General features: G+C 64.0%; 6 protein-coding genes and 1 pseudogene. All 7 read left to right on the forward strand.

Going from position 1 to position 6,650, the window contains the following annotated elements; genetic code table 11:
• A pseudogene (locus EOA85_RS23660) lies at positions 1-526 on the forward strand (hypothetical protein); the annotation flags it as partial.
• Positions 527-588: 62 nt separating this feature from the next.
• On the forward strand, positions 589-1,563 hold the full coding sequence (gene nadA, locus EOA85_RS23665; RefSeq protein ID WP_029354894.1) for a quinolinate synthase NadA: 975 nt from the start codon (positions 589-591) through the stop codon (positions 1,561-1,563).
• The gene (locus EOA85_RS23670) at positions 1,560-3,101 is read left to right on the forward strand and encodes an L-aspartate oxidase (RefSeq protein ID WP_029354892.1); all 1,542 of its coding nucleotides are present in this window, start codon (positions 1,560-1,562) and stop codon (positions 3,099-3,101) included. The genes nadA and EOA85_RS23670 overlap by 4 nt, the downstream gene beginning before the upstream one ends.
• Before the next feature lies 1 nt (position 3,102).
• A complete protein-coding gene (nadC, locus tag EOA85_RS23675; RefSeq protein ID WP_206523353.1) occupies positions 3,103-3,984 on the forward strand; it encodes a carboxylating nicotinate-nucleotide diphosphorylase in 882 nt (293 codons plus the stop codon).
• 207 nt (positions 3,985-4,191) lie between these two features.
• On the forward strand, positions 4,192-5,160 hold the full coding sequence (bioB, locus tag EOA85_RS23680) for a biotin synthase BioB (protein ID WP_245485973.1): 969 nt from the start codon (positions 4,192-4,194) through the stop codon (positions 5,158-5,160).
• Positions 5,157-6,296, forward strand: coding sequence for an 8-amino-7-oxononanoate synthase (locus tag EOA85_RS23685; RefSeq protein WP_127211378.1), 1,140 nt, complete (start codon positions 5,157-5,159; stop codon positions 6,294-6,296). Before bioB ends, EOA85_RS23685 begins: the two co-directional genes overlap by 4 nt.
• A partial coding sequence (bioD, locus tag EOA85_RS23690; protein ID WP_164759832.1) for an ATP-dependent dethiobiotin synthetase BioD occupies positions 6,293-6,650 on the forward strand: 358 nt, incomplete at its 3' end. The genes EOA85_RS23685 and bioD, both read left to right, overlap by 4 nt.

Genomic DNA, 6,650 nt, shown 5'->3' on the forward strand with positions numbered 1-6,650 from the left:
CCGCCTGATTGAGTGGGCCGGCGGCGCCAGCGAGCCGACCACTCAACGCGAGCGCCGGCAGCGCGCTGCGATAGCCTTCGGCTTCGACGACCGCCATTGGAACGAGGAACTCACGCTCCAACGCTACGAGTTGCTCTATGAAGCTGCTCTGATTGAAGAGGCCGGTGGCGGCAGGGACGCGATTGCGGCCGCGGCTGGCAAACCAATGGTCGCTGACCACCGTCGTATTCTGGCAACCGGGATTGCGCGGCTGCGTTCGAAGATCAAATACCGGCCGGTCGTGTTCGAGCTTATGCGGCCTTCCTTCACGCTGCTGCAACTGCAGCGAACCGTGGAAGCTCTGGCTGGCAGGCTCATCAACAAGCCCAACTTCCGGAGACTGGTCGAGCAGCAGGATCTTGTTGAGGAGACTGGGGAGACCTCCCTCGACACGGGCGGCCGACCGGCGAAGCTTTATCGCTTCCGCCATGCCGTTCTCGACGACAGGGCTATCGCCGGGACAAAATTACCGCTGGCGCGGGCTTGACATACTTATAGTCAAGGTAGACATATTCCCTTATTGTCAAACCGAATATAATCGAGGCGCCAATGGCTGGGGCGTTACCTATGGCTGCGTCCCTGTATGAGCGTGTCCGGCGGGTGATCCCTCCCGTTGAATGGCTCGCGTTCGCCGGCGATATTGAAGCCATCTTAGCGCTGAAGCGTGAGCGCAATGCGGTGGTGCTGGCGCACAATTACCAGACGCCCGAAATTTTTCATTGCGTGGCAGACATCGTCGGCGACAGCCTGGCGTTGGCCCACAAGGCGGTGACGGTCGACGCCGACATCATCGTGGTTGCCGGCGTTCATTTCATGGCCGAGACGGCAAAACTGCTCAATCCGAACAAGACCGTGCTCATCCCGGATCTCAGCGCCGGCTGCTCGCTGGCCGAATCGATCACGGCAGACGACGTGCGGTTAATGCGGCTGCGGTATCCGGGGGTCCCCGTTGTTACTTACGTCAACACTTCGGCCGCCGTAAAAGCGGAGTCCGACATCTGCTGCACGTCCGGCAACGCGAAGGCGGTGGTGGAATCGCTTGGCGTGGCGCGCGTGCTGATGCTGCCGGACGAATATCTGGCGAGGAACGTGGCAGCCGATACAGACGTCGAGATCATCGCCTGGAAAGGCCATTGCGAGGTGCATGAGCGCTTCACCGCAGCAGACATTCGGGAACTGCGCGATGCCCATCCAGGCGTCATCGTGCTGGCCCATCCAGAATGCCCACCAGACGTTGTCGCGGAGGCGGAGTTCTCCGGCTCGACCGCAGCGATGTCGGATTATGTCGAGCGGGAGAAACCGACGCGTGTCGTCCTTCTGACCGAATGTTCGATGAGCGACAACGTCGCGGTCGCGCATCCCGACGTCGAGTTCGTTCGCCCATGCAACCTGTGCCCGCACATGAAGCGCATCAACCTGGCCAACATTCGCGCCGCGCTCGAGCAGAACCGGCATGAGGTCCGGATTGATCCGGAAATTGCCGGCCCCGCCCGCCGCGCGGTCGAGCGCATGCTTTCCCTATGAGCCTGGAGGTTCGCGACATCGCCGGGGCGCCGGTCGTCATCGGCGGCGGCATTGCCGGCCTGATGACGGCGCTTCATCTGGCGCCGGAACCGGTCGTGCTTTTGACCAACGCGCCGCTTGGAACCGGAGCCTGCAGTGAGCTTGCCCAGGGCGGTCTTGCGGCAAGTCTCGGCGGCGACGACGGCCCGGATTTTCACCTTTGCGACACGATAGCTGCCGGCGACGGACTCTGCGACGAGGCCACGGTGCGGCGAGTGGTCCGAGCTGCACCCGAAGCGATTAGGACGATCCAAAGGTTCGGCGTCGCCTTCGACCAGCACCCTGACCGCGCGTTGCGACTTGGGCTCGAGGCGGCACACTCGCGACGGCGGATTGTGCATGCAGCCGGCGACGCCACCGGTCGCGAGTTGGTGCGCGTGCTCATCGCCGCGGTTCGGCGTACAGCCTCGATCACCACTATCGAAAATGTGGAGGTCCGCCGGCTGGTCGTGCAGGACGGGTCGGTCATCGCCGTGGTCGCCGCAGGACGAGCCGGCGCGCTCGCTCTGCCCACGCGTCGCGCGGTGCTGGCGACCGGCGGCGTCGGCGGGCTGTTTTGCGACACGACAAACCCCGCTGGCTCATGGGGTCACGGGCTGGCGCTCGCCGCATGGGCGGGGGCGGAACTCGCCGACTTGGAATTCATACAGTTCCATCCAACTGCGCTCGACGGTCCGCGCCGGCCAATGCCGCTGGTGAGCGAAGCCGTGCGTGGCGAAGGCGCGGTGCTTATCGATGAGCGAGGAGAGCGCTTCCTCGCTGACACACCTGGCGGTGAACTTGCGCCTCGCGACGTCGTAGCGCGCGCCATTTGGCACCAGCTTGCCGTTGGACGCCGCGTATTCCTGGATGCACGGCAAAGTCTCGGCCCGAGATTTGGCAAGCGTTTTCCAGGCATCGCCGAATTGTGCCGGAGCGCAGGGGTCGACCCCGCGACCGACCCGATCCCGGTGCGCCCGGCGGCACATTATCACATGGGCGGCGTCGCCGTAGACAGCGCCGGCCGCAGCTCCATCGAGGGATTGTGGGCCTGCGGTGAGGTCGCCTGTACCGGCCTGCACGGCGCCAACCGCCTGGCCAGCAACTCGCTCACCGAAGCGGCGGTCACCGCGAGCTGGGTTGCCGAAAGCGTTGCCGGCACGTCGTATACCCGGCGACCGCGCAGATGCTCCACATTCGTCCCTCCACGACCAGACGCTTCCGCGGTCCGCCCGATTGTCTCCGCCGCCCTGGGTATCATCCGCGACGGCGAGGCAATGCGCGAAGCGGTGGCGACCCTGCTGCCGATCGCAGCTGACAATGTCGCTGCCTCTGGTCCGGCTTTGGTCTCACTGATGATCGCCGTGGCGGCCCTGGGGCGGGAAGAGAGTCGAGGCGCGCACTGTCGGTCCGATTTCCCGCTCCACGATGCCGACGCGCGCCCATCACGGCTGACACTGCACAGCGCAATGCGGGCCGCGGCCGCACTCGATTGCCGGGCTACAATACGGAGCACCTGATATGATTTCATTCTCCCCCCTCCCCGCGACCCTGATCAAACCGATCGTGCGCGGTGCGCTCCTCGAAGACCTGGGCAGATGCGGCGACCTGACCAGCGATGCGGTTATCCCGCATGATTGCACTGCCACGTTGGTGCTCAAATCGAGGCAGGCGGGCGTCGTTGCCGGGCTCGATCTGGTCTCGTACGCCTTCCTGCTCGTGGAACCGGCGATTAACATCCAGATCTGGCGCCCTGATGGCAGCGATGTCGGGGCCGGGGAAACCATTGCAAGATTGTCCGGACCCGCGCGAGGCCTGCTCACGGCCGAACGCACGGCCCTCAATTTCTTATGCCGGCTGAGCGGCATTGCCACTGCCACAGCGGCGATGGTTGAGGCCGTGCGCGGTCACAAGGCGAGGATTGTATCGACGCGAAAGACGACGCCCGGCCTGCGGGCATTGGAGAAATACGCCGTGCGCGTCGGCGGCGGTGCCAATCACCGGTTCGGCCTCGATGACGGCGTGCTCATAAAGGACAATCACATCGCGATCGCCGGCGATATCCGCACAGCAATAGAGCGGGCGCGCGCCGCCGCAGGGCATATGGTGAAGGTCGAGGTTGAGGTCGACACGCTGAAGCAGCTCGATGCAGCGCTCGCGATTGGTGTTGACGCGGTGCTGCTCGACAATATGTCGGTCGAGGATCTTGCCCGCGCGGTTTCTATAGTGGGTGGCCGTACGATCACCGAGGCTTCCGGTCGGGTGACGCCGAAAACGGCGGCGGCGATTGCGGCGACCGGTGTCGATCTCATCTCCATGGGATGGCTGACGCACAGCGCCCCGATCCTCGACATCGGCCTGGACATGCCGGACCACCAGAACATCTGCAAGCATTTGAACTGAGGATTACGACATGAGGAGCAACATCAGCTCGGCAGGCGTAGGAAGGCGATGGAAAGACGTGCCGCAGCTCGCCTTTTAGCGAGTGCGCTCCAAAGCCAAGTCGGACCGAGCTTGCTGGTCGACAGACTCCTGAAGGCGTACCGGACTAGCAACAAAGGTTTGACGATGACGATTGGAATGAACTCGGAGTTCGACGTGAACCAGACCATGCAATCGGTCGATGGAACGCCTCCGCGATGGAACCGCAAAGAGGCCGAGGCCATCTACGGCATGCCATTCAACGATCTGCTGTTCCTAGCTCAGACGATCCACCGCCAGAACTTCGATCGAAACCGAGTGCAGCTGTCGCGCCTCCTTAGCATCAAGACCGGCGGCTGCCCCGAAGATTGCGGCTATTGCAGCCAGTCTGCGCATTACGAAACCGGGGTGAAGGCGTCGAAGCTGATGAACGTCAAGCATGTCATCGACGAAGCGGCCAAGGCGCGTGATGGCGGCGCAACGCGCTATTGCATGGGCGCAGCGTGGCGAAGTCCCAAGGAGCGCGACATGGACGTTGTGGTCGCCATGATCGAGGGCGTCAAGGCGCTCGGCATGGAGACCTGCATGACGCTCGGCATGCTCGATCTTGAGCAAGCTGCTCGCCTGAAGCAGGCCGGTCTCGACTACTATAACCACAACATCGATACCTCTGAGCGCTACTATGGCGAGGTTATTTCAACCAGGACTTTTGCCGACCGGCTGGAAACGCTTGGGCACGTGCGCGCGGTTGGGATGAAAGTCTGCTGCGGCGGCATCGTCGGGATGGGAGAAGAAAAGACCGATCGCATCGACATGCTGGTCACGCTCGCGAACCTGCCCGAGCTGCCGGAAAGCGTGCCGATCAACATGCTTATTCCCATCGAAGGCACCCCGCTTGCCGCGGCCGACGCCATCGATCCGATCGATTTCGTCCGCATCGTTGCGCTCGCGCGGGTGATGATGCCGAAATCCTGTGTAAGGCTGTCCGCCGGCAGGACGGCGATGAGCGACGAAACGCAGGCGCTGTGCTTCTTTGCCGGCGCCAACTCGATCTTTGTCGGCGACACGCTGCTGACGGCGGACAATCCCGGCGAGGACAAGGATAGCCTTCTGTTCCAGCGTCTCGGCATCAAGCCGATGGAACTCGCCACGCAATGAACGAGGCAATTCTTGCCCGCTATGACGCATCCTTGCAGGGGCTGGCGCGCAAGGACCGGCTGCGGACGCTCGCACCGCGCGCCGGGCTCGACTTCTCGTCGAACGACTATCTCGGACTTGCCGCTTCGAGAAGGCTAGGCGACGCGGTTGCGGCGGCGATTGCGCGGGGCACGCCGGTGGGCGCCGCCGGGTCGCGGCTGTTGCGCGGCAACGCACCGGAACATGAGCAATTGGAGGCGGACGCAGCGGCATTTTTCGGAGCCGAGCGCGCACTGTTCTTCGGCAGCGGCTATATCGCCAACTTCGCTCTGCTGACCGCGCTGCCGCAGAAGGGCGACCTGCTGGTCCTCGACCAACTCGCCCATGCCAGCATGCATGAGGGGGCACAGGCCGGACGCGCCGAGTTCAAGCTGGCCGCGCACAACGACGTCGACGCTGTCGAGGGCGCAATCACCCGCTGGCGCGCTGAAGGCGGCATGGGGCGCGTGTGGATCGCCGTCGAAAGCCTTTACAGCATGGATGGCGACCGTGCGCCAATGGAGAGCCTGGTCGCGCTGGCTGATCGGTACCAAGCATTCATCGTCTTCGATGAAGCGCATGCCACCGGCGTCTGGGGACCGGACGGCCGGGGACTGGCCGCCGCGTGCCAAGGCCGCGACAACATCGTCACGCTCCACTCATGCGGCAAGGCGCTCGGCGCATCCGGTGCACTCGTCACCGGGCCGAGGACACTGTGCGATTATCTCGTCAACCGGTGCCGGCCGTTCATCTACGCCACCGCGCCCTCGCCGCTGATGGCGGTCGCGGCGCGCGAAGCGCTGACTATTCTGTCCGACGAGCCCATGCGCCGCGCTCAGCTGCAGGAACGCGTTGCCTGCGCCGGCCGCCAATTGGCCGAGCGCTGCGGCGTCGTACCCAGCGGCTCGCAGATCCAGCCATTTGTCATCGGCGACGTTGGGCGCACCATGGCGGTGGCGGCGGCCCTGCAGGCACGCGGCTTCGACATACGCGGCATACGTCCGCCGACGGTGCCCGAGGGCACATCGCGCCTGCGCATTTCGCTGACGCTCAACGTCGACGAGACCGACATTTCCGCCATGGTCGAGGCTCTCGTCGAGGTGTTGGCCACAGCATGACCAAACGCATCGTCGTCACCGGAACAGACACCGGAATTGGCAAGACAGTGTTTTCGGCCGGACTTGCCGGGCTGCTCGACGGCTTCTACTGGAAGCCGGTGCAATCGGGCCTCGACGAGGAGACTGACAGCGAGGTCGTCGCCCGGCTTTCCGGCTTGCCCGACGGACGCGTGCTGCCCGAAGTCTATCGACTGACGATGCCGCTGTCGCCGCATCGATCAGCCGAAATCGACGGCGTCGCGATCGAGGCCGACGATCTTTCATTTCCGGTCCTGCCGACACCGCTCGTCATCGAAGGCGCCGGCGGGCTGATGGTGCCGCTCAATCGACAGACAAGGTTCATTGACATATTCG

It is taken from the genome of Mesorhizobium sp. M5C.F.Ca.IN.020.29.1.1, from assembly GCF_003997375.1.
Taxonomy (GTDB): domain Bacteria; phylum Pseudomonadota; class Alphaproteobacteria; order Rhizobiales; family Rhizobiaceae; genus Mesorhizobium; species Mesorhizobium wenxiniae.

What these genes read in the sequence shown, in the direction of transcription:
- nadA (WP_029354894.1), top strand. Translation starts at nt 589, where the DNA reads ATGGCTGGGGCGTTACCTATGGCTGCGTCCCTGTATGAGCGTGTCCGG.
- EOA85_RS23670 (WP_029354892.1), top strand. Translation starts at nt 1,560, where the DNA reads ATGAGCCTGGAGGTTCGCGACATCGCCGGGGCGCCGGTCGTCATCGGC.
- nadC (WP_206523353.1), top strand. Translation starts at nt 3,103, where the DNA reads ATGATTTCATTCTCCCCCCTCCCCGCGACCCTGATCAAACCGATCGTG.
- EOA85_RS23685 (WP_127211378.1), top strand. Translation starts at nt 5,157, where the DNA reads ATGAACGAGGCAATTCTTGCCCGCTATGACGCATCCTTGCAGGGGCTG.
- bioB (WP_245485973.1), top strand. Translation starts at nt 4,192, where the DNA reads ATGCAATCGGTCGATGGAACGCCTCCGCGATGGAACCGCAAAGAGGCC.